Source organism: Embleya sp. NPDC025285 (assembly GCF_055558835.1).
In genome coordinates this window covers 157,905-180,978 of the sequence record NZ_JBVHLU010000006.1, presented here as the reverse complement: position 1 = coordinate 180,978, position 23,074 = coordinate 157,905, and the positions used below count along the sequence as shown (strand labels likewise).

General features: G+C 73.1%; 16 protein-coding genes. 8 read left to right on the top strand and 8 right to left on the bottom strand.

What is annotated here, in order from left to right; translation table 11 throughout:
• The first annotated feature begins 44 nt into the window (after window positions 1-44).
• The 6 genes from ACZ4FV_RS06420 to ACZ4FV_RS06395 are packed head-to-tail and all read left to right on the top strand — an operon-like array spanning window position 45 to window position 7,722.
• Window positions 45-854 (top strand): glycosyltransferase family 2 protein, encoded by an 810-nt coding sequence (locus tag ACZ4FV_RS06420; RefSeq protein WP_395869145.1) that lies wholly within the window; start codon window positions 45-47, stop codon window positions 852-854.
• The gene (locus ACZ4FV_RS06415; RefSeq protein WP_465322009.1) at window positions 851-2,326 is read left to right on the top strand and encodes a glycosyltransferase; all 1,476 of its coding nucleotides are present in this window, start codon (window positions 851-853) and stop codon (window positions 2,324-2,326) included. The genes ACZ4FV_RS06420 and ACZ4FV_RS06415 overlap by 4 nt, the downstream gene beginning before the upstream one ends.
• On the top strand, window positions 2,323-3,666 hold the full coding sequence (locus ACZ4FV_RS06410; protein WP_465322007.1) for a polysaccharide biosynthesis protein: 1,344 nt from the start codon (window positions 2,323-2,325) through the stop codon (window positions 3,664-3,666). Before ACZ4FV_RS06415 ends, ACZ4FV_RS06410 begins: the two co-directional genes overlap by 4 nt.
• Entirely contained in the window at window positions 3,663-6,545 is a 2,883-nt protein-coding gene (locus ACZ4FV_RS06405; protein ID WP_465322005.1) for a glycosyltransferase family 2 protein, read from the top strand. Before ACZ4FV_RS06410 ends, ACZ4FV_RS06405 begins: the two co-directional genes overlap by 4 nt.
• Entirely contained in the window at window positions 6,542-6,886 is a 345-nt protein-coding gene (locus ACZ4FV_RS06400) for a hypothetical protein (protein ID WP_402238966.1), read from the top strand. The genes ACZ4FV_RS06405 and ACZ4FV_RS06400 overlap by 4 nt, the downstream gene beginning before the upstream one ends.
• Window positions 6,883-7,722, top strand: a complete 840-nt coding sequence (locus ACZ4FV_RS06395; protein WP_402238963.1) for a polysaccharide deacetylase family protein — start codon at window positions 6,883-6,885, stop codon at window positions 7,720-7,722. Before ACZ4FV_RS06400 ends, ACZ4FV_RS06395 begins: the two co-directional genes overlap by 4 nt.
• 34 nt (window positions 7,723-7,756) lie before the next feature.
• Here the strand turns inward: ACZ4FV_RS06395 and ACZ4FV_RS06390 are convergent, their stop codons facing one another.
• Entirely contained in the window at window positions 7,757-8,545 is a 789-nt protein-coding gene (locus ACZ4FV_RS06390) for a glycoside hydrolase family 16 protein (RefSeq protein WP_395869133.1), read from the bottom strand.
• A gap of 33 nt (window positions 8,546-8,578) precedes the next feature.
• A complete protein-coding gene (locus tag ACZ4FV_RS06385; protein ID WP_465322003.1) occupies window positions 8,579-9,787 on the bottom strand; it encodes a carboxylate--amine ligase in 1,209 nt (402 codons plus the stop codon).
• Window positions 9,788-9,965: 178 nt separating this feature from the next.
• On the opposite strand from ACZ4FV_RS06385, the gene ACZ4FV_RS06380 reads away from it, so the two are divergent.
• Entirely contained in the window at window positions 9,966-11,153 is a 1,188-nt protein-coding gene (locus tag ACZ4FV_RS06380; RefSeq protein ID WP_465322001.1) for an FAD-dependent oxidoreductase, read from the top strand.
• A 76-nt stretch (window positions 11,154-11,229) separates the two neighbouring features.
• On the opposite strand, the gene ACZ4FV_RS06375 is transcribed toward ACZ4FV_RS06380, so the two are convergent.
• The 6 genes from ACZ4FV_RS06375 to ACZ4FV_RS06350 all read right to left on the bottom strand — a co-directional run bounded on the left by ACZ4FV_RS06375 (window position 11,230) and on the right by ACZ4FV_RS06350 (window position 21,617).
• Complete coding sequence (locus tag ACZ4FV_RS06375; RefSeq protein ID WP_395869127.1) at window positions 11,230-13,506, bottom strand: FdhF/YdeP family oxidoreductase; 2,277 nt, start codon at window positions 13,504-13,506, stop codon at window positions 11,230-11,232.
• 86 nt (window positions 13,507-13,592) lie between these two features.
• On the bottom strand, window positions 13,593-14,756 hold the full coding sequence (locus ACZ4FV_RS06370) for a globin domain-containing protein (protein ID WP_402238957.1): 1,164 nt from the start codon (window positions 14,754-14,756) through the stop codon (window positions 13,593-13,595).
• A gap of 294 nt (window positions 14,757-15,050) precedes the next feature.
• The gene (locus tag ACZ4FV_RS06365; protein WP_465321999.1) at window positions 15,051-16,625 is read right to left on the bottom strand and encodes an extracellular solute-binding protein; all 1,575 of its coding nucleotides are present in this window, start codon (window positions 16,623-16,625) and stop codon (window positions 15,051-15,053) included.
• Window positions 16,626-16,834: 209 nt separating this feature from the next.
• Window positions 16,835-19,273, bottom strand: coding sequence for a serine/threonine-protein kinase (locus ACZ4FV_RS06360; protein ID WP_395869121.1), 2,439 nt, complete (start codon window positions 19,271-19,273; stop codon window positions 16,835-16,837).
• Between the two features lie 167 nt (window positions 19,274-19,440).
• The gene (locus ACZ4FV_RS06355) at window positions 19,441-20,598 is read right to left on the bottom strand and encodes an acyl-CoA dehydrogenase family protein (RefSeq protein ID WP_395869119.1); all 1,158 of its coding nucleotides are present in this window, start codon (window positions 20,596-20,598) and stop codon (window positions 19,441-19,443) included.
• Window positions 20,598-21,617: an acyl-CoA dehydrogenase family protein gene (locus ACZ4FV_RS06350; RefSeq protein ID WP_402238951.1), complete on the bottom strand. Its 1,020-nt coding sequence runs from the start codon at window positions 21,615-21,617 to the stop codon at window positions 20,598-20,600. Before ACZ4FV_RS06350 ends, ACZ4FV_RS06355 begins: the two co-directional genes overlap by 1 nt.
• A 288-nt stretch (window positions 21,618-21,905) precedes the next feature.
• Between ACZ4FV_RS06350 and ACZ4FV_RS06345 the strand changes: the two genes are divergently transcribed.
• Window positions 21,906-22,976, top strand: coding sequence for a hypothetical protein (locus ACZ4FV_RS06345; RefSeq protein ID WP_395869115.1), 1,071 nt, complete (start codon window positions 21,906-21,908; stop codon window positions 22,974-22,976).
• Window positions 22,977-23,074: the final 98 nt, after the last annotated feature.

Genomic DNA, 23,074 nt, shown 5'->3' with positions numbered 1-23,074 from the left:
CCGTGTGCCCCCGGGGGTGCGCGGCAGACGGGAGGGGGCCGGTCATGCACGATACGACGCACACGGCACACGCGACACGTCCGTTGCCCCGGATCGCCGAACTGCCCGGCGGCACCCCGCTGCGCGCCGGGCAGTCGGTACCGGACCCGGTGCCGCGCGACCGGGTCAGCCTGGTCGTGCCGGCCCGCAACGAAGCGCGCAACCTGCCCTGGGTGCTCCAGCAGATACCCGAAGGCGTCGACGAGGTCCTGCTGATCGACGGGGACTCCACCGACGCCACCTCGCTGATCACCCGCCGCTATCTGCCCGCGGCCCGGGTCATCCCACAGTCCGGCCCCGGCAAGGGCAGCGCGCTGCGGACCGGATTCCGACACGCCACCGGCGACATCATCGTCACCATCGACGCCGACGGCAGCATGTCGCCGCAGGAGATCCCGCACTACGTGCACTTCCTGACCAACGGCTACGACTTCGTCAAGGGCTCCCGGTTCGTCGGCGGCGGCGGATCGCTCGACCTGACCACGCTGCGCAGCCTGGGCAACCACGCGCTGATGGCGCTGGTGAGCCGGCTCTACGGCTACCGACTGACCGATCTGTGCTACGGATTCTGCGCGTTCCGGCGGTGCTTTCTGGAGCACCTCGACCTGCGCTCGACCGGCTTCGAGATCGAGGCCGAGATGATCGTCCGCGCGCTTCGTGCCGGGCTGCGCATCGCCGAGGTGCCCAGCCTCGAACTCCCGCGCCGTAGCGGCCGATCCAACCTCAACGCACTGCGCGACGGACAGCGCGTGCTGCGCACCGTGCTGCGTGAGCACGGCGGCGCGCGTCCGGTCCGCCCGAGGGAGGACGCTTGACCCCGCGACCCGAACCTGAGCCCGGCCGGCCCGGCCCCAATCCGCTGCCGCTGATCCCGAGGCAGCGCCCGGCCGAGCGGAACGATCCGACGTCCGATCCGGAGCCGGCCGCCGAGCCGACCCCCGTGTTCATCCCGCGCCCGGCCGCACCGCGCCGCTCGGCCGCCGACCCCGGACAACGGCCCGCCGACCCGAGGCATCTCGTACACGTGCGGGTGCTCGACCTGACCGCCGGCGCCGTGCCGCGTCTGAGCACTCCCGACGGCCGGCCGGCCGACTGCCCCGCCGGCGCGGTGCTCGCGCTGGTCCGGCACCACGGCACACCCGTGGGCCTGCTGGAACTCGACCTGCCCGGGGGCGTTCCGGGCGGGGCCGACCCCTTGGGTGTCGACGTGCCCGGCGCGGCCCTGGATCGCCTGATCGCCGCGGCCGGCGCCCGATTCGGTGCTCCCGCCGCGCCCGACCACGCCGCCGAACCGCCCGGACGCCGCGAGACACCGCGCGTCAGTGTGATCGTGGCGACCCGGGAGCGGCCCGAACTGCTCGCCGCGTGCCTGCGCACCCTGCTGTGGCAGACCTATCCCGACCTCGAACTGATCGTGGTGGACAACGCGCCCACCACCGACCGCACCGCGCGCGTGGTCCGCGGCGGTTGCGCGGGCCTGGTGCGCTACGTCCGCGAACCCCGTGCCGGCCTGGCGCTCGCGCACAACCGCGGCATCGCCGCCGCCACCGGCGAACTGCTCGCGTTCACCGACGACGACGTCCTGGCCGACCCCGGCTGGGTGGCCGGCCTGGTCGCCGGCTTCACCCGAGCGGGCCGGCCCGCGTGCGTGACCGGGCTGATCCTGCCCGCCGAACTGCGCACTCCCGCACAGCTGATGCTGCACCACCACGCGGGCTACACCAAGGGATTCGACCCGGTGCTGTACGACGCCCAGGCGCCGCCGGCGGATCCGCTCTTCCCGTTCACCGCCGGACGCTTCGGCTCCGGCGCCAACATGGCCTTTCGGGCCGACACGCTGCGCGCGATGGGCGGCTTCGACCCGGCGACCGGGGTCGGCACACCCGCGCGCGGCGGCGACGACCTGCTCGCGTTCTTCCGCACCATCGTGCGCGGCCACCGGATCGGCTACGAACCCGGCGCGCTGATCTGGCACCGGCACCGGACCGATCCTGCCGCGGTGGCGCACCAGGTGCGCGGGTACGGCACCGGCCTGGGCGCCTACCTGACCGCCGCCGTACTGCGCGAACCCCGCGCCCTCGGCGCGCTCGTCCGCCGGGTGCCGGGCGGCCTGCGGTACGCACTGAGCCGCACCCGCGCGCCCGGCCGTCCCGAAGTCCCCTGGCCCGCCCGCCTGGCCGGGCTGGAGCGCCGCGCGCTGGCCGCCGGCCCGCTCGCCTACCTGCACGCGCGCGTTCGCGCGCACGGCGTGCGCCCGCCGTGGGAACACCCGGAGCGGGCCCGGTGACGCAGGCCCAACTCCGTCGGCCGATCCGCCCGAGGGTGGACCCGCTGCTGCGCAACGGCCATGTGCTGACCGTCGGTTCGCTGGTCACCTCGGCGTTCGGAGCGGGTTACTGGGCGCTGGCCACCCGGTGGTACGGCGACGCGACGGTGGGCCGCAGCTATGCCGCCGTGTCCGCGCTCATGTTGCTGTCGGGGCTCGGCCAACTCGGGCTGGGCAACGTACTCGTGCGCTTCCTGCCGCAGGCGGGCCGGGACCGGCGCGCGCTGATCCGGGCCGCCTACGCCGCCGCGTTCGGCGCCACGCTGGTGGCGGGGCTGGGCTTCCTCGCGCTGATCCCGGTGTGTGCGCCCGGCCTGGGCTTCCTGCGCGAACCGGCGGCGGGCTGCTGCTTCGTGGCGACCACCGTGGCGTACGCGCTGTTCGCGCTCCAGGACGGCGCGCTCACCGGACTGCGCCGGCCGGGCCTGGTGGTGGGCAAGAACAGCGGCTTCGCCATCGCCAAGATCGCATTCGTCGCCGCGTTGGCCGGCCTGCTGCCCACCCTCGGGATCCTGATCTCCTGGACGCTCGCACTGGTGAGCACCCTGGTCGTGGTGGACGGTTGGCTGTTCGCGCGATTGTTGCCGGCCCGGCGACGCGAGCCGGCGGAGCCGGGAGCCGGGTTCGGCGAAGCGGGCGCGGACCCGGCTTCGGACCCGGGTGCGGGCGGCAGGGTGCCGTCCGGGCGTTCGATCGTGCGCTACGCCGGGTCCGACTACCTCGGTACGTTGTGCTGGTCGGCCGCCACCACGTTGCCGCCGATCATCGTGTTGGAGCATGCCGGCGCTCGGGAGAGTGCCTACTTCTCGCTCGCGTGGGTGGTCGCCAACACGCTCTACCTGATCAGTCTCAACATGGGCGCGTCCCTGTTGGTCGAAGCGGCCGGCGACAGTGCCGGCCCGGCCGCCGGGTGTCGGCGGGTGCTTCGGCATACCGGAGCGCTGCTCGCGCTTGCGATCACTGCTCTCGTTGTCGGAGCACCGCTCGTGCTGCGTGTGTTCGGCCCGGGCTACGCCCGGAACGGGTCCACGCTCCTGCAACTGCTGGCCCTGTCCGCGCTCCCGTACCTGGTGGTGTCCACCGCGATCAGCGCATGCCGCGTGCTCGGCCGGATGCGTGTCGTGGTCGCCATCCAGGCCGGCCTCGCGACGGCCGTACTGACCCTGACCGTGGTCCTGTTGCCCGTCCTGGGCGTACTCGGCGCCGGCGTCGCATGGCTGGCCGCGCAGACCGCGACCGCGCTCGCCCTGCTGACCGCCCGCCGGGTCTGGCTGCCCACCACTCCCGGGAGGCCCGCATGACGGAGACCCCACCGCGGACCAGGCGCCTGGCCTGGGTCGCCATCCGGGCCGAGGAGGCGGCCGTACGCCGGGCCCGGGCGGCGAGCGCCCGCCACGCCGTCCCGCCGGCGGACCGCACACCCCCAAGGCCCACCCTGACGGTGATCGTCTGCGCCTACACGATGGACCGCTGGGACGATCTGACCGCGGCGCTCGCCTCGATCCGGGCCCAGGACGAGCCACCCGCCGAGACCATCCTGGTCGCCGACCACTGCCACGAACTCGCCGGCCGCGCGGCCCGCGAGTTCCCCGACGTCACCGTGCTGCGCAACCGGGGCCGGCGCGGCCTCTCCGGGGCCCGCAACACCGGCGTCGAGGGCGCGCACGGCGACATCGTGGCCTTCCTCGACGACGACGCGACGGCCGAACCCGACTGGACGATGCGCCTGCTCGACGGCTACGCCGACCCGAACGTGCTCGGCGTCGGGGGCCGGATCCAGCCGAGCTGGGACACCGGACGCCCGGCCTGGTTCCCCGCCGAGTTCGACTGGGTGGTCGGCTGCACCTATCGCGGCATGCCCGAACACGCCGCGCCGGTGCGCAACCTGATCGGCGCCAACATGTCCTTCCGGCGCAGCGTCCTGCTCGGCGTCGGCGGCTTCCGCACCGACCTGGGCCGGGTCGGTACCCGCCCGCTGGGCTGCGAGGAGACCGAGCTGTGCATCCGCGCCGCGGCCCGGTACCGCGGTGGCAGGATCGGCTACGAACCGGCCGCCGTGGTCCGCCACCGTGTTCCCGCCGCGCGCACCACCTGGCGCTACTTCCGGGCGCGTTGCTGGGCCGAGGGGCTGTCCAAGGCGGCGGTCAGCCGACACGCTGGCACCGGCACCGCGCTCGCGTCCGAGCGTTCCTACCTGGCCTCGACCATCCCGCGCGCCCTGGTCCGTCCGTTCGCGCCGGACGCCGCACCGCCCAAGGCCACCATCCCGGCCCTGGTCCTGGGTGTGCTCACCACCGCGCTCGGCTACGCGACCGGGCGGCTGCGCGGACTGGGCCAAGACCCGCCACCCACCGCGCCGGCGCTCGCCTTCCGCGCGTTCGGCCTGCTCGCGCTGCCGATCGCGGCACTGCTGTGGGTGCTCGCGGTGCGGATGCCCGTCGCGGTGGACCGGATGGGCGGTCTCGGCCTGCTGGACGTGCTGCCCACCCTGTACTGGTGCGCGCTTGCCCTGCTCACGGCCGGCTTCGCGGCGACGCTGCTCGATCGGGCCGCCCGGACACCGCGGTACGCGCTGTACACCTGCGCCCTGGTGACCATGCTGCACGCGACGCCCGCCGTGCTCTACGAGCACCTGCGCTACGCGTGGGCCTGGAAGCACGTCGAGGTGGTCGACCAGTTCCTGCGCACCGGTGAAACCCTGCCGAACGCGGGCGAGTTGGCGCCCTACCACCAGTGGCCGGGCTTCTTCGCCGAGGCCGCCGCGGCGGTCGAGGCGATCGGCGCGCCGGACGCGCTGACCATGGCCGCGTGGTCGCCGCTCGCCTTCGACCTGCTGCTGATCGGCCCGTTGGTCCTGCTGTACCGCACGTTCACCCGCAATCGGCGGATCCTGTGGGCGGCGGTGTGGATCTACTTCGGCACCGCGTGGGTCGGTCAGGACTATTTCGCGCCGCAGACCTTCGCGTTCGTGCTCTACGTGACGATTCTGGCGCTGGTCCTGGACCGTGATCGGCGCCCGCCGGTCACTCTCGGACTGTGTGCGCCGCTCGTACTCGCGGTGGTGACGGCGCATCAACTCACCCCGCCGATGCTCGCGGTCGCGGCCGGCGCGCTGGCCTGCTCCCGCGCGCACCGCCCGGTCGCGTTGCCGCTGCTCGGCTTCACCGCGGTCGCCGTGCTCGGCTGGAACCTGACCGTCGCCCGGCCCTTTCTGTTCGAGCAATTCGGCTCCTCCTGGGCCCAGTTCGGCGACTTCCAGGCCAACGCGCACGCCGGGATGGTGAATCTGGGCACCGCCGAACCGGGACAGGTGCTGGTCGCCAGGGTGGACCGCGCGCTGACCGCCGGGGTCGTGCTGCTCGCCGCCGCCGCGCTGATCCGCTGCCCGCGGCTGCGCCGTTCGCCCGCCACGCTGCTGGCGATCGCGCCGCTACCGCTGCTGGCGGCCGGAGCGTACGGCGGCGAGATCATCTTCCGGGTCTACCTGTTCGCGCTGCCGGCGGTCGCGTTTTTGATCGCCTCGTGGTTGGCACCGCTGTTCGGCGACCGGGGCCGGCCGCGTCCGCGCGCGGTCCTGCTGCCGGTGGTGTTCGCGCTGCTGCTCACCGGATTCGTCTTCGGCTACTACGGCAAGGAGCGGCAGAACCACTTCGTCGACGGCGAGATCGCGGCCCGGCGGTGGCTGGCGTCGGTGTCCGCGCCCGGCGACCTGATCGTCGCGGCGACCAACAACTTCCCCGGCGCCTACGCCGACTACGAGAGGCAGCAGCACCGTTGGTTCGCGATGGAGACCCCGGCCCTGCGCGAGGGCGTCGTCCGCGATCCGGTCGCCGGGTTGACCGCGCTGGCCGACGAGTACCCGGGCAGCACCGCGTACCTGTTCCTGACCGCGGGGCAGCGGGCCGAGTGCGACCAGACCGGACTGCTGCCGGCCGGCGCGCTGGACCGGATGGACCACACGCTCTCCACCGCGCCGCGCTTCACGGTGCTCCTGCGCGACCGGGACGCGGTGATCTACCGGATCGACCCGGGCACGACGCCGCAGCGGGCCGTGGCACCGCAGGCCGCGCCGCCGCCGCAGGCCGCGCCGCCGCCGCAGGCCGCGCCGCCGCCCCAGGTTGCGCCGCCGTCCTTCGCCCCGGTCCGAAGCGCCCCGGTCCGAAGCGGCCCCGCCCGGTGACCCGCCCGATCCACGCGGTGTTGCCCGCCGCGGCCGGCTGGCTCGCGTTCGGGGCGCTGGAACTGCCCGCCGAACACCCGCTGCGGGTGCTCGTGGTGGTCGCGTTCCTCGCGCTCGGACCCGGCTACGCGGTGGCCGGCGACGGTACGACCACGCTCGCCACGGCGGTGACCTCGGTCGCCGGCAGCGCCGCGCTGGGCGCGTTGACCGCCGAGGCGTACCTGCTCGCCGGCGCCTTCTCCGCTCCCCGCGTGCTCGGCACGCTCGCGGGCCTGACCACCACCGCGGCGCTGATCCGCGCCGTCGCGTACACCCACGCGTCCCGAAGGGAATTCCGATGAGATCCGAGACCGCGGTTCCGGTGCTGCTCTACCACTGCGTGCGCGACGATCCGCCGCCGTGGATCGCGCCGTTCACGATCGGCCCGGGCGAGTTCGGCCGGCAACTCGACCGGGTGCTGGCCAGCGGCCGGGTCCCGGTGGGCCTGGACCGCTTCACCGAGGCCCTGCACGGCGGACGCGACCTGCCCCGACACAGCGTGCTGATCACTTTCGACGACGGATACGCCGACTTCGCCCGGTACGCGCTGCCGCAACTGGTCGAGCGGAACCTGCCCGCGACGCTGTACGTGACCACCGACGCGCTGTGGCCCACCCTGCGGCCACCGCTGCCGCCCGCCGCGATGCTCACCTGGGACGGCCTGCGCCGGATCGTCGACGCGCCGGGCCTGACCATCGGCGCGCACGGCTGCACACACCGCGAGCTCGACACCCTGCCGATCGAGCAGATGCACCGCGAGATCACCGATTCGCGGGAGCGACTCGAAACCGAACTCGAGCGCCCGATCACCTCGTTCGCCTACCCGTTCGGTTACAACAACGCCGCCGTGCGCGAGGCGGTCCGGCACGCGGGCTTTCGCACCGCGATGGCCGTGCGCGACGCGCACAGCTCGCGTGCGGACGACCCCTGGCGGATCTCCCGACTGCTGGTGCGCGCGGACACCGACGCGGCCCGCCTGGACGCCTGGCTGGCCGGCTCCGGCACGCGGGTCGCGCCGTTCCGGGACGGACTGCCCACGCTGGGCTGGCGGGCCTGGCGGCAGACCCGGGCGCGCTGGCGCGGACACCCCGACCCCTGGCAGGCACACCGCGACCCGGTGGTCGGCCGGAACCGGTGACCCGGTGACCGGCCCGCCGCCGTGCGGCTCACGCTCAGCGCGCCCACACCCGCACCGATCGGATCCGCAACTCGGCGGTGCGCACGTGGTCGGGCACCGGGTCCGGGTAGCCCATCGCGAGCGTGAACAGCACCTCCATCGGCTCGTCGGGCACCCGTGCCGGATCGGTCACCGTGAACACCTGTTCACCGTCGATCCACCAGGTCAGCCGATCCGGCGTCCAGTCGAGCGCGAAGTGGTGGAAGCGGTCGGACCAGTCGCGTGCGGGCGACTCGTGCACCCACGCGTCGGGACGACCGTCCGCACCCCGCCAGTGCACCGTGGACCGGGCCCGGCCGTCGAGCCCGATCAGTTCGACCACGTCCAGCTCGGGCGGCGTGTACCGGGAGGCGGGCATCAGCCAGAACGCCGGGAACGAGTTCGGCTCGCGCGGCATCAGCAGCTCGGCCTCGACCCGGCCGTAGGTGAAGGTGAAGCGCGGGCGACCGTTCCAACTCGGCCGCCCGGTGGACAACATGCCCGAGGCCCACGGGTACACGGTGCCGTCCGCGCCGCGCGTGGGCCGGCGCACCGCGCTCAGCACCGCCTGCCCGCCGCCGACGCGCACCTGTTCGGGCCGGTACCACTGTTGTTCGTGGTTGCCCGCGTTCGTGCAGCCGTCCACGTTCCAGTCGTAGCAGGTCACCCAGCGCCCGGCGGCCGGCGCGGAGCCGGTGAAGTCCTCGGCGAACAACAGCCGACGCCCGGCGGGCGGACCGGGCCCGCAGGCCGCGAGCAGCACGGCCGCGAGCGCCGGCGCGAGCGCGCGCCGGGCCCGCCGCATCCATCGCGACCGCGTCGTCGGCACCCGACGCCCTCAGCGCCCGCACCGGCGTACGGCGGCGGCCAGCGCGCGGACCGCCGTCGCGGCGGCGGGCAGCGGGTCGTCCCAGGCCAGCCACGCGGGTTCCAGACCTCCCCGGACCGGCGGGTACCCGGGCGGCCGGGCCACCCCGACCCGGCCCCGGTAGGCCACCCACGCCGCGGCGTCGAGATGCTCCGCGACGTAGCGCCGGCCCTCGCGCTGGACGCCCGTCGGGATCGCCCGTCCGGTCAGGTCCAGATGCAGCGCGCGCACCACGTCCAGCCCGCGATCGGTCTCGAACATGCGGAACTGGGCGCCCACGCGCGGATTGAAGTCGACCAGCTTGTACCGCCCGTCGCGCAGATCCAGCCGCCAGTCCAGGTCGGCCGGCCCGCGATAGCCGATTGCCCGACACAGCCGGGCGGAACGGTGCGCCAGCCCCGGGTTGGCCAACGTCCGCGCGTACGTGGTCACGCCCGCGTGCGGCGGCCAGGAACGCAGCTTGAGGCCGGTGAACACCGGCGCGCACCGGCCGTCGGGCGCGGCGTACAGGTGCACGATCCAGTCCTGCGCGCTCTCGCGCGGCACGTACGCCTGCAACAGCACCCCGCGCGGCACGTGGACCGACGCGAGCAGGGCGCGCTCGCTGCGCACGAGGGTGGTGCCCCGCACCACCGGGGCGCGCAGTCGATCCCACGGCGCCAGGTTCTTGACCACCACCGGGTACCCCAACTCTCGTGCGTGGAAGAGGAGTTGCTCGCGATCGATGGGGAAGCGGGTATCCGGCGCGGACACCTCGTGGGCCAGGCAGCGTCGGTACAGCCCGCGCTTGTCCGCCAGGTCGGCGGGCAGGTCCGGGTCGATTTTCGGCAGCAGGAAACACTCCGCGAGCCGGTCCTGCGCGCCGGCGGCGAGCAGCGCGGCCTCGTCGTCGGTGGGCACCAGCACCGCGCGGGCGGGCAACCGGCGTCCGATCCACAACAACCGGTCGATCAGCGCCGCCGGGTCCTCCAGGCCGGTCGTGGGCCATACATGCCGCCGGCGCAGATGTCGGGACAGCGCGGTGGGGGTGAAGGCGTCCTCGACCACCGCGTGCACCGCCACCCCCGCGCGGCCGAGCGAGCGCACCGCGCCCACCGAACCTTGATGCAGCGGATAGCGGCCGACCTTGAACAGCAAGGCCGGCACCGCACGATCCAGCTCGACCCCTCGCCCGCCCATGTCGTCGCCTCCCCGTCCGGACCTTTCTAGCAGCGCGAATCGACTTTTCACCGAATAAGCCAACAATTCGTACGGAACGTCAAGCGCCGTGCACCGAGTACCGAACGCCGAGTACCGAACGCCGAAGAACTAAGGCCGGAGAACGAATGCCGAAGACCGAACACCGAAGGACATCGTCATGACCGTCGCCATCGTCGGAGCCGGCCCCTACGGCCTCTCGCTTGCCGCCCACCTGCGCCGACTCGGGGTCACCACCCGAGTGTTCGGCGAACCCATGGAGAGTTGGCGGCGACACATGCCGGCCGGGATGCTGCTCAAATCCCGACCCGACGCGTCCTCGATCTCCGCGCCCGGACCCGGATACGGCCTGGCCGCTTTCCAACGTGCCCGGGGCGAGCGGCCGTCCACGGGTGACCAGCCGGTCCCGCGCGAGACCTTCGTGGCCTACGGTCGGTGGTTCGCCGATCGCCTCGTGCCGGATGTGGAGCGGGTGCGGATCACCGGCCTCGAACCGGCCGGGCACGGCTTCGTGCTCGGCCGCGAGGACGGTACCGAGGTCGAGGTGGACGCCGTCGTGCTGGCCACCGGGCTCGCCGCGCATCGCTACGTGCCGCCCGTGCTCGAACGCCTGGGCACCGACCTGGTCTCGCACCCCGCCGAGCACCCGGACCTGGCCGAACTGGGCGCGGACCGGGACATCGTGGTGATCGGCTCGGGCCAATCGGCGCTGGAGAGCGCCGCGTTGCTGCACGAGGGCGGCGCCGTGCGGGTGCGCGTGTTCGGCCGGGCGGACCGGGTGCGGTTCGGCACACCGCCCGTGCCGGGGCGGATCCGGCGGCTGACCCCGGACTCGCCGCTGGGCGAGGGGTGGTCGGTGGCCGCCGCGGCGCACGGACCGGCCGCGTTCCGGCTGCTGCCCGCGTGTGTGCGGGTCGACCTGGCCCGGCGCATCCTGGGGCCCTCGGCCGCGTGGTGGCTGCGGGACCGTCTGGACGGGCGGGTCCCGGTCCGGGACGCGCAGACGGTCGTCGGGGCCCGCCGCGAGCCGGACGGACGGGCGCGGATGTTGCTCCGGGACCGCACCGGTTATCAGCGCGAGGTGCACGCCGACCACGTGCTCGCGGCGACCGGCTATCGGGTCGACCTGGCCGCGCTGGGTTTCCTCGCGCCGCACGTGCGGCGGCGGATCGCCACGGTGGCCGGACTGCCCGCACTGGACGCCGCGTTCGAGACCACCGTGCCGGGTCTGTACGTCAGCGGCCCGCCCGCGGCAGCCACCTTCGGCCCGGTGGTCCGCTTCGTGCACGGCACCGGCTTCGCCTCTCGCCGACTGGCGGCCGTGCTCGCGGCGCGCTTCCAGGGATAGCCGACGCGGCACCGGCGAGCGCCGGGCGGACCCGGGGCCGCCCGGCGCTCGTTCGGCACGCGAGCACGGCCGAGGCTCAGTGCGTGTGCGGCTCCAGACGGACCACGATCGACTTGGAGGTCGGTGTGTTGCTCTCGTCCGCCGTGCTGTCCAGCGGCACCAGCACGTTGGTCTCCGGGAAGTAGGCCGCGCAGCAACCCGCCGCGGTGTCGTAGGACACCACCCTGAACGACGGCGCGCGGCGTTCGGTGCCGTCCTGCCACTCGCTGACCAGATCGACCAGGGAGCCGTCCGCGACGCCGAGTTCGGCCAGGTCGGCCGGGTTCACGAAGACCACCCGCCGGCCCTGCTTGATCCCGCGATAGCGGTCGTCGAGTCCGTAGATCGTGGTGTTGTACTGGTCGTGCGAGCGCACCGTCTGCAGGATCAGCCGGCCCGCCGGCACCCGCAGCACCGCGAGGTCGTTGCGGGAGAAGTTGGCCTTGCCGGTCGTGGTCGGGAACCTGCGCTGGTCGCGCGGCCCGTGCGGCAGTACGAACCCGCCGGGCTCGCGCACCCGGCGGTTGAAGTCGGTGAAGCCCGGGATCACCCGCTCGATCCGGTCCCGGATCAGGTCGTAGTCGCGGGCGAAGTCGCGCCAGGGCACCGATACCCGGTCGCCGAGCACACGTTCGGCCAGCCCGCACACGATCGCCACTTCGGAGCGCAGGTGCGCGGAGGCCGGCGGCAGCTTGCCGCGCGACATGTGCACAGCGCTCATCGAGTCCTCGACGGTGACGAACTGGTCCCGCTCGGTGCGACCGAGCGTGGGCAGGATCAGCGCCCGCCGCCCGGTGACCGCGTGCGAGCGGTTGAGCTTGGTGGACACCTGGACGGTGAGCCGGGTCGCCCGCAACGCGGCCTCGGTGGCCGCCGTGTCCGGCGTCGCGGAGACGAAGTTGCCGCCCACCGCGACGAACACCCGAACCGCGTCGTCGCGCATCGCCCGGATCGCGTCCACCACGTCGTGCCCGTGGGCGCGCGGCGGGGCGAAGCCGAACTCCTTCTCCAACGCGTCCAGAAAGGCCGGCGAGGGCTTCTCGTAGATGCCCATCGTCCGGTCGCCCTGCACGTTGCTGTGCCCGCGGACCGGACACACGCCCGCGCCCGGCCGACCCACATTGCCGCGCAGGAGCAGGAAGTTGACCACCTCGCGGATGGTCGGCACGGAGTTCTTGTGCTGGGTCAGGCCCATCGCCCAACACACCACGATCCGTTGCGAGTCGAGCACCCGCCGATGGATGCGCTCGATCCCGTCGCGGGTCAGCCCGGTCGCCTCCAGCACGTCGTCCCACGGCGTGGTCCGTACGTCCGCCGCGAACTCCTCGAAGCCGTGCGTGTATTCGTCGATGAACGCGCGATCGAGCACGCTGCCCGGCGCGGCGTCCTCGGCCTCCAGGAGCAGTCGGTTCAGGGCCCGGAACAGCGCGAGGTCGCCGTTCACCCGGATCTGCGCGAACTCGTCGGTCAGTTGTGTGCCCGACCCGAGCACGCCGGTGACCTTCTGCGGATTCTTGAACCGCAGCAGCCCGGCCTCGGGCAACGGGTTCACCGCCACGATCGAGGCGCCCGCCTGCTTGGCCTTCTCCAGCGCGGACAACATCCGGGGGTGGTTGGTGCCCGGGTTCTGGCCCACCACGAAGATCAGATCCGCCTGATACAGATCCTCCAGCGACACGCTGCCCTTGCCCACGCCGAGCGTCTGGGTCAGCGCCGAGCCGCTCGACTCGTGGCACATGTTGGAGCAGTCCGGCAGGTTGTTCGTGCCGAACGCGCGCACGAACAGCTGGTACACGAACGCGGCCTCGTTGCTGGTGCGCCCCGACGTGTAGAACGCCGCCTGATCCGGCGAGTCCAGTGCCGCCAATTCCTCGGCGACCACCCCGAAGGCGTCCTCCCACGAGATGGGCGCGTAGTGCGAGGCGCCCTCGGCGAGGTACATCGGCTCGGTCAGCCGGCCCTGCTGGCCCAGCCAGTAGTCCGACTTCCCGGCCAGCTCGGCGACCGGGTGCGCGGCGAAGAAGTCCGCGCCCACCCGGCGCACGGTGGCCTCCTCGGCAACCGCCTTCGCGCCGTTCTCGCAGAACTCGGCGACGCTGCGGTGCTCCGGTTCCGGCCACGCGCACCCGGGACAGTCGAAGCCCTGCTTCTGGTTGACCTGGACCAGGGTCAGCAGGCTGCGCCGCACCCCCATCTGGCGACCGGCATGGCGCAGCGACCAGGCGACGGCCGGCAGACCGGCCGCGTACTCCTTCGGCGGGCCGACCACCAAGCCCTCGTCCCCGACGTCGTCCACGGGCGGCTTGCTCACCATGCGGGCGCTCCTGCTGCTCGAAACCGGCCGTTTCGATACGACCCTGTCGGCCGTACGTTACGCCCTCACCGCCGCGTGTCCGCAGCTCAGCACCCCTGGAGCAGCCGGGGGCCCTGGGCGATCCCGTCCAGGCTCTCGGTGTGCAGGCGCTGCGGCGCCACGCCCAGCTCGCCGGTCAGCCGGTGGGTGGTGGCCCGGACCATGGCCGCGGATCCGCTGACGAACACGTCGTGGTCGTGCCAGTGGCCGTACCGGGCCAGCACGTCCGGCAGCGCGCCCTGGTCGCCGGCGAACGAGCGGTCGTGGGTGACCGCGGGGATCACGTTCAGCCACGGGTACATCTCCGCCATCGCGGACAGCGCGTTCAGGTCGTACAGGTCCACCCCGTACTTCGCGCCGATGAACACGTGGGCGCGGTTCGCCAACTGGCGCTGCGCCATGTGCTGGACCAGCGCCTTGATCGGTGCCAGGCCGGTCCCGGAGGCCACGCACAACGTGCGGCGCAGGGTCTCGCCGCGCAACACCAGACCGCCGCGCGCGGGGCCCAGGCGGATGTGGTCGCCGACCCGGGCGCGGTGTACCAGCGCGTTGCTCACCCAGCCGGCCGGCACCGCGTGCACGTGCAGTTCGAGTCGGCCGTCCACGCGCGGGGCGTTCGCGATCGAGTAGTGCCGCCATATCCTCGGCCACCACGGCGTCTCCACGGTGACGTGTTGGCCCGGGTGGTAGGGCAGCGGGTGATCGGGCTGGACGGTGAGCACCGCGATGTCCCGCCCGCGCGGTTCATGTGCGGTGATCACCGCGTCCCACCAGGGCGGCGCCTCCTCGGCGTCGTCGGCGGCGGCCTCGATCATCACCTCCGCCGCCCACGTGTAGACCTCCAGCCAGGCGGCCTGGAGCTCGGCTGTCCAGCGGGTGCCCAGGTAGCGGGCCAGCGCGCCGATCAGCGCGCTGCCGACCGCGTGGTAGTGCTCGTCGAGGACGCCGTACTTGCGGTGGTCCCGGCCCAACTGGCGCAGGAAGCGGCGCAACTCGTGCGGCTCGTCGCTGCCCGCGCCCAATCGCAACAGCGCGGCGAGCAGGCGGTCGCGCTGCAGGTTCATGGCCGGCGGGAACAGGGCGCGCAGATCGGGGCGTTGCAGGAACAGCAGGGCGTAGAAGTGCGAGACCAGATCGTGCGCGGCGGGGGCGACGGCCCGGAGGCTGCCGCGGAGCAGATCGGCCCGGGAGGGATCGGGACTTCCGGACATGGCGGACCGCATCCTCGTGTGCTCGGAGAGCGACCCCGCGGTCGGACATGTACTGCCGAATCCGGAAACCGCGGGTCGCCCGAAAGGGGAAGTACCCGACGGTATGCGGCGGCTCGAATGCGGAGGGTGGGTAATGCGGGAAGCCCGCCGCGGGTGGCCGCGGCGGGCTTACGCTTGAGGATTTCTTGCGCCGTGTGGGTGATGGCGCGGTCGGGCCGGCGGCCGGCGCCCGACGCTCCGATCAAGCGGGGGGCGTCGCGTACGGTCGGGGCGACCCGTGCGCCCGACGCGCGATCAGACCTGGAGGTCCTTGTCGTACGTGGCGGCGATCATCGCGTCCGCGCGCCTGCCGGCCGTGTCCGGGTCGACCCCCTTCGCCAGCACGTCCTCGGCGAGGGTCTTGAGCGGGGCGGACGACCAGCCGGGCGCCTGCGGATACTTCCGCCCCTGCGCCAGCGCCGCCACGGTGGCCGCCCGCATCGGGTTCGCCGTGCCGGACGTGGTGGTCAGGCCGGCCAGCGCGGGCGGCATCTCGTTCTCGTTCGCCCAGCGCTCCTGCCAGGTCGCCGAGGCGAACACCCGGAGCAGATTGACCGCCCCCGCCGGATGCGCGGTCTTCGCCGACACCGCCAGCACCCCGCCCCACACGCCGACCGCTCCCGGCCGGCCCGGGTCGCGGCCGGGTATCGGGAAGGCGGCCAGGTTGCGCGCCGTCTCGGGCGCGGTGCGCAGCACGGACGGGAAGACCCAGTCGGGCTGGATCATCATCGCCGCCCGGCCGCTCCCGAGCACGGCGGTGATCGAGCCCGCCGGGTCCTGGAACTCCTCGGCGTCCTTGGCCGCGGTGGAGTACGCCTGGAGCCGCCGGAAGAAGGTGACCCCCGCACGACCGGCCGGGCTGCCCAGCCGGCCCGTCCAGCGCTCGTTCGCGGCTACGGCTATCTCGCAACCGTCCTCGAACAGGCAGGCCGCGAGCGTTTGCCAGGCCTTGCCGGCCAGGTGCAGCGCCTCGATGTTCGGGTTGCCCGCGTGGTGGGCCTTGATCCTGTCGAGTTGGGCGAGCCACTCGTCGCGGGTGCGCGGCACCACGAACCCGGCCGGGTCGCACAGCCGTTTGTCGTAGACCACCACCGGCGCGTACACGTCCATCGGCAGTGCGTACAGCTTGCCGTCGAACGTACACGCGGCTCGGGCCGCGGGATGCCAGGCGTCGACGTTCAACCGGGCGGCATACGGCGTCAGGTCGAGCAGATCACCGCGTCGGACCCGACGGGCCAGGCCCAGGGTCTGCGCCTGGAAGACGTCGGGACCGTTGCCCGCCGCGATCGCGGTGTCCAGTTTTCGGGCGTCGATGGTGTCCTGGACCTCGACCCGGGCGGTCCCGTACGGATCCGCCTTGAGCAGGGCGGCGGCCAGGTCGGTGTTCGTCCGGGCCTGGTCGACACCCGCGGTCAGCAGCTTCTCCAGCCACAGCGTGAGGGTGTACGGGCCGCTTTCGGCGGTGGGCGGCCCCGCGGTGGCCGGTGGGGCCGGGGGAGCGGGCGGCCCGGAGGTCGGGTCGGGCCCCGGCCCCGTTGGCGCGGCCGTCTTGTCGTCGCCGCGGGTGAGCAGCCACGCGGCGACACCACCACCGGCCGCGACGGCCGCCGCGACCGAGCCGGCCACGATCACCTTGCGCCGGGACGAACCGCCGCCGGGCGGCGGCGGAGTGGGACCCCAACCCGGCGGCGGCATGTTCGGGTACTGCGGCGGCGGCCCGCCCGGGTGCTGCGGGTATTGCGGATGTTGGTACTGCCGGTGCTGCGGGGGCGGTGGCACGGCCGTCGGCGCGTACGTGGGCCGAGGGGGGTGGGTTGGCCGACGGGTCATCCTCCGATGACGCCTGCGGGTCGTCGTTCCACGACGGCACGGTGCGGCTCCTCCGAGTTGGCGGGACAGGGGCGTGCGCAAACCCTAGGCCGGGCACTCTCCGTCACCGATGGGGAGATCCGTTGGGAACCGCCCGGGGCAGTCGGAACCCCCGGGGGATCCGTGGGGAACCACCCGGGAGAGCCGTCCGGTACCGCCCGCGAGATCCGTCAGGCCGGTGTCACCCCGAATTCGCGGGCCACGATCGCGTTCGCCGCCGCGGCCGCGGCCAGCGGATCACTGCCGGCCAGTGTCTGCCGGGACAATTCGGCCAGCGGGCGCTCGGACCACCCGGGGGCTCCCGGATACGCCCGCCCGCCCACGGGCAGCGCCGTGACCGAGGCCGGGATCATCGGGTTGTCCGGCGGCACGGACCGGTCCAGACCGGTGCGCACCGGTACCAACCGACCCTGGGCCGCGATCCGCGCGCGCCAGCGCTCGGTGGCCACCAGCGCCAGCAGATCGATCGCGGCCTCCTTGAACAGACTGGCGGCGTTCACCGCGAGCACCGTGCCGCGCACCCCGACCGCGGCCGGCTTGCCGGCGGTGCGGCCCGGGATCGGGAACGCGCCCAGCACCGCGCGCAACGCCGGATTCGCCGCCACCACGGCGTCGTAGAGCGTGGAATCGGCGATCGCGGACGCGATGTTGCCCTTCGCGACCCGGGCCGCGACCGCCGGGTCGTCGTTGCCCACACCGGTCGCGTCCGCGGCGTAGGACTGCAGGTGCCGGAAGAACCTGGCTCCCTCGACCGAACCCGGCAGGTCGAGTGTGCCGCGCCACGCGTCGCCCTCCTGGACCGCGATCGTGCCGTCGTCCTCCCACACGCACGAGGCCAGGATCGGCCAGGCCCCACCGGGTACGTACAGCGCCCGGTAGTCGGGGTTGGTCGCGTTGGCCAGGCGCAGCTTCTCCAAGTCCGCGACCCAGCTCACCCGGTCGGTGGGCACACCCACCTGCCCGGCCTGGAACAGCCCCTTGTCGTACAGCACCACCGGTACGTTCGCGGCCAGCGGCAGCGCCATGAGCCGGCCCGCGGAGGTGGCCGAGGCGCGTACGGCGGGGAACCAGGTGCCCGCGTCCAACCGGCTCTGATGCGGAGTCAGGTCCATGATCAGGTCGGCCGCCTTGAACCGGGCCAACGCGAGCAGGTCCAACTCGAACACGTCTGGCCCGCGACCGGCGCGCAGCGCCTGCTCCAGGGCCTGGGTGTAGCCGGCCTTCGGCTGGAGCCGGCTGCCCAGCCGCACCCCGGAGCCGCTCTTGCCGAACTCCAGGCCCAGGTCGCCGAGCATCGCGGCGGGCAGCAGGTTCTCGGTGGTCCAGACGGTGAGTTCCTGGACCGCGGCGGGTGCGCTCGGGCCGGACGGGCGGGCCGGACTGGACGGTGGCGCCGGCTGCGTCGGCGTGGCCTTGGGCGACGAGTCGCCGCCCCCGCCGAGCGCCCAGGCCGCCGCGCCGCCGCCGACCACGGCGGCGCCGGCGGCGACCGCCAGGAAACCGCGGCGGGACTTGGCCCGGGAGCCGGCCCGGCGGGTGCGGGCAGGCGGCTGCTCCCGGGTGGGCGGCGTGGCGGGCTCGGGTGTGGCGGGCGCCGCCGAGGGGGCCGGGACCTCGGCCGGCGCGGGCTCGGGTTCGGCGGGCGTGGGAGGCGCGGGCTCGCTGCCGGGCGGTGGGGCGGGCACGGTGCCCGCCGCGTACGGCTCGCTGCCGGGCATCGGCTCGGGCGGCTCCCACGGGTTGGCCACCCGTTCGGCCACCCACGCGGCGGTCGCCGAGGGCAGCCAGGTCGGCCCCGGGGTGCCGGCCGCGACCCGGACCACCTCCTCGGGGTCGGGGCGTCGGGTCGGGTCCTTGACCAGGCAGGCGGCGATCAGGTTGCGCAACGACGCCGGCACGTCGCCGAGTTCGGGATCGCCTTCGGCGACCCGGTCGGCGGCGGAACCCGCGCCGCCGTGATCGAAGGGCCCCGTGCCGGTCGCGGCGAACGCGAGCACGGACCCGAGCGAGAACACGTCGGTCGGCGGACCCACGCTCAGATCCCGTACCTGCTCGGGCGAACGGAAACCGGGGGAGTCGAGCACGGTGCCGATCACCACGCCGTCGGCGGTCACCGACGAGCCGGTCGACCCGTGCGCGATCCCCAGTTGCGGCAGCAGGGGGCCGTCCGGGCCGAGCAGCACCGCACCGGGGTCGAGTCGCCCGTGGTACAGCCCGACCGCGTGCAACCGGCCGAGCAGCGCGGCCAGTTCACCGGCGAGTACGCGCAGCGAATGACCGGGCAGCGGGCCGTGCCGGCGGACCGTCTCGGCCAGCGTCGGGCCCGCGAGGTGGGTGGTGGCGTACCAGAGCTGACGGCCGGTGACGTCGGCGTCCAGGATCATCGCCGTGCCCGGGCCGGCCAACCGCCGCGCGGCGTCCACCTCTTCGGCGAACCGGGCCCGGAACGCCGGATCACGCCCGAGGTCGGCCCGGATCACCCGCACGACGACGGGGGCGTCGTCGTGCGCGGCACCCAGATAGGTACGAGCCGTGGTCCCTTCACCCAGGCGGCCCACCAATCGGTAGGCGCCAATGTTCGAAGGGTCCTCGTCGTGCAGCGGCCGCATGGCTGAAACTCCGTTTCGCTCACCGGTGTGAACGGTGCCGAAGTCTGCCATGAAGCGGCCGGTGATCCGGCCACCCGTTCGGCCGCCCGCCATCCGTGCCCGCCATATCCGTAAACACCGGGCAGCGCGTCACCGGTCGGCGCCACCCGGTGGCGCCGACCGGTCCGCTACCGGGCCCGAGGCAGTCCCAGGCGATGCTCGGCGATGTTGTTGCGCTGGATCTCGCTCGTCCCGCCGTAGATGGTGGTCACCGGAGCGTCCCGTGCGGCGTGGTCGACGAACCACGCGTCCCCCGGTTCGCCGAGCAGCCCCTCGGGTCCGGCCATGTCCAGGCACGCCTCGGCGGCGCGGTTGTACGACTCGCTCGCGTACAGCTTGGCGATCGAACCCTCGGTCGTCGGCAACCCGCCCGCGCTCGCGATCAGCGCCGGGCGCAACGCGAGCAGCGCGGTGATCTCGTTGTCGATCGCGATCCGCGCGAGCCGCTTGCGCACCGAGGTGTCGTCCATCGCCCCGGTCTCCGCCGCCCAACGGGTGAACCGCCGCAGCAGCGACACGCCCTGGTTCATGTTGCCGAACACGCCGCGCTCGTAGGCCAGCGCCACCTTCATCACGCCCCACCCGCCGTCGACCTCGCCGAGCCGCCAGCGGTCGGGCACCCGGACGTCGGTGAAGTAGGTGATGTTGGTGCGGTCCCCGCCCATCGTCTCCACCGGCTGGAAGGAGATGCCCGGCAGGTCCATCGGCACCAGGAACATGGTCAGACCGCGGTGCTTGGCCACGTCCGGGTCGGTGCGGGTCAGCAGGATCACGTAGCCGGCCTCGTGCACGAGCGTGGTGAACATCTTCTGCCCGTTCACCAGCCACACCGGCTCGTCCTCGGGGTGTCCCAGGATGCGCTCCGCGCGGGTGGCCGCCGCGGCCACGTCCGACCCCGACCCCGGCTCGCTGTAGCCCAGTGCCGCGATCGCCTCGCCGCGGTGGAATCGGGGCAGCACCTCGGCCAGATGGAACGCGCTGCCGATCTGTTCGACGATGCCCGCCACCAGCATCGTGTTGGCCAACCCGAAGAACGGCGCGTCGGCCAGCCCCAGTTCGTCGAAGAAGACGTACAACTCCAACGGATCGCGACCGGTGCTGCGCCCGGGCCCGGCCATGCCCTCGGCGATCACCCCGGTCGCGGCCAGCGCGCGATGGAACTCCCAGTCGTGGAAGGTGCCGGTGCGCCGGGCCCGCTCGATCATCTCCTCGGTCAGGTGTTCCGCGACGAACGCCCGGATCCACCGCCGGAACTCCTCGACCGATTCCTTGGGCTCGAAGTCCATCAGAGGCTCCCCACGGGTCCGAAGAGGTCGTCGGCCAGGCGTTGGTACTCCTCGTCCGGATCACCCAGGACCAGCGGCCAGCCGCGGGCCCGCCGGAAGTAGAGCTGGATGTCGTATTCGAGGGTCACCCCGTATCCGCCGTGGAAGTGCACCGCGCGATACGTGGTGGTGCGCGCCACGTCGGTCGCGGCCAGGAACGCCATCGTGGCGAGCCGGGCGGCTTCGGCCGGATCGCCCTCGTCGGCGCACCACGCGGCGCGCGCGGCCAGCAGCCGGATCCCGTCCAGCGGCCCGACCAGATCGGCCAACCCCTGCTGGACCGCCTGGAACGCGCCGATCGGCTTGCCGAACTGCTCGCGCTCCAGCGTGTACGCCACGGCGATCTCCAACGCGCGCTCGGCCAGCCCGGCCAGCGTGGCCGCCGTATACAACTGCCACTCGCGGCGCAGCGCCGCGTAGCGCCGCGCGGCCTCCTCACCGGTCGCCAGCACCACCCGCCCGCCCCGGTCGTCGCGCACGTACCGGTCGGCCAGCGGGGCGCAGGCGTGGTTGACCGGAGCGGTCATCGGCGGCTCGCCGCGGACGGCGACCAGTTCGTCCTCGTCCAGGGCCACCACGATGTGCGCGACCGCGCCGCCGGGGACCAGGCGGGCCACACCGTCCACGGCGGGGCGCAGCGCGGGCGCCGCGATCAACGTGCCCTCGGCCGCCTCCGCGCACCACGGCGTGTCGAGCAACAGCCGGGACGCGGCCAGGTGGCCGCTCAGCGGCACCGGCGCCAGTGCCCGGCCGGCCTCGTGCAACACCGGGGTCAGATCCAGACGGCCGGCCCCGCCGCCGCCGACCCGTTCGGGCAGCGCCATCCCGGGCGCGCCCATCGCGGCCAATCGTCGCCACAGGTCGGCCGCGAATCCCAGCGGCTCGGCCGCGCGGACCACGGAAATCGGGCATCGGTCCGTGAAGAACTCCGAAAAAGCGGCCCGTACCGCCTTTTGATCCTCCGTCGGTTCAAGATCCACCGGCGACCTCCGTTCACACCTCGCCGCTCGCACGAGCCGGCGAGCGCACGCTAGCCCCTGGCGGTACACCGATCCATGGCGTCGTCGGTCGAAGTGACCGATGTGCCGGAGATCTCGATCCCATGACATTACTTGCCAGTAGCTGACTGGCGGGTTGCTCTTTGCGAAGATCGGCTGCCCGAGTGACAAACAACGAGAACAGTTGCTTTCCGCCGTGCGGATCCCCGGTGATCGCGATGATCACCCATACGATCCGAGGAATAACGGAAAGCGAAGGGAGAACCCGCTGTGCGTGCATACCGCCACGTGGCGCTGGTGCTGATCGCCCTGCTGGGTGCGGCCCTGATCATCTTCCCGCTGGCCGCCGGCCTGCCGAAGAAGACGCAGGCTGTCGACGATCTGACCAATGACTTCCGCCCCGCCTTCACCCCGGCCGCGATCGCGCAGAGCCGGACCGACCTGGTCACGATGAACGAGATGCTCGCGCAGCTCCAGGCGGAGACGCTGCCCGGTCTCGCGAGCCAGGCCGGGATCACCACGCCGGCGTTGATCAACCTGATGGGGGTCACCGCTCCCGAGGTCGGCAAGGGCCTCAAGGAACTGCCCACGATCATGCCCCGGTTCAACAAGCTCGCGGGCACGATGGAGGCGCAGGCCGGGAACTTCCGCCAGGCCGACGACATTCCGACGGCCCACGCGCCCAACACCGCGGTCACGTACCTCTATCTGATCCCGGGCGTCGTGCTGCTCGTGGTCGGCGCGGGCGGTCTGCTGTTCTCCTTCGTCGGCACCAGGGTGGTGCTGAGCACGGTGTGTCTGGCGCTCGCGGCGGTGGTCGGTCTCGGCATGGTGATCGGTGTCTTCGCCACCGGCGTGATCGGCAAGACCAAGGCGTCCGAGAAGATGTTCACCGCCTTCCGGCCCACCTTCACCGACGCCGGCTACCAGCAGGCGCACAACGACCTGGACACGCTGGGCAAGATGGCGGTCGGGATGAAGACGAAGTCGATCCCGTCGATGGCCGCGCTGCTGCGCAAGCCGGTGCCGCAGTTCACCGCCGAGTTGGCCACGCAATACCCCAAGGTCGGCAAGGGGCTGGTGGAGACCGATCGCATCCTGGCCAAGTTCGACGCGCTCGTGGAGAACATCGGCGCGAACATCGACACCTTCGAGAACGCGGACAGCATCCCGGACAAGGACACCGAGGTGTCGGTCATGCCGTGGCTGCTGTTCGGCCCGGGTCTGGCGGTGTTCCTGCTCGCCGGTTCGGCCCTGGTGACCGGGTTCACAGGACGCGGCAACGGCACCGCCGAGCCGAGCGTGGGCGCGTCGCGGCAGCCCTCGGACGCGTCGGTCTGAGCACCCGAACGCACACGGTCGGGAGTCGGCCGACCGCCGTGCGCGTAGAATGTCCGGATTATTCCTGCGGTAAGACCAAAAGAAGGAAAAGACCGGTT